Here is a 232-nt window from a genome sequence, read left to right as displayed (position 1 = left end):
TCACCGCGCCTTCATCGCCTGCCGTATCGTTATCGAACGCGATCAACACCTGTTTTACGCCGTGCCGGATAAAGGCTTTGCGCATCTCATCAGTGAACCCGTTCACGCCATACGCCGCCGTCACGTTGCGGTAACCTGCCACCCAGAAGCTCATCGCATCGATAAGTGATTCACACAAGATAACCGACTTACTCGCTACTAGCGCCGACTCGTTCCACACCCCGCCGTGCGG

The 232-nt window shown here is 56.9% G+C and carries 1 protein-coding gene; it reads right to left on the bottom strand.

Translation table 11 applies throughout. The features are described from left to right. On the bottom strand, positions 1–232 hold a 232-nt coding region (locus H0248_RS21870), incomplete at both ends, for a toprim domain-containing protein (protein WP_180787470.1).

The organism is Pectobacterium brasiliense, assembly GCF_013449685.1.
GTDB classification, from domain to species: domain Bacteria; phylum Pseudomonadota; class Gammaproteobacteria; order Enterobacterales; family Enterobacteriaceae; genus Pectobacterium; species Pectobacterium brasiliense_A.
Note: the sequence above shows the minus strand (reverse complement) of the source record. Positions and strands in the feature narration are given on the sequence as shown.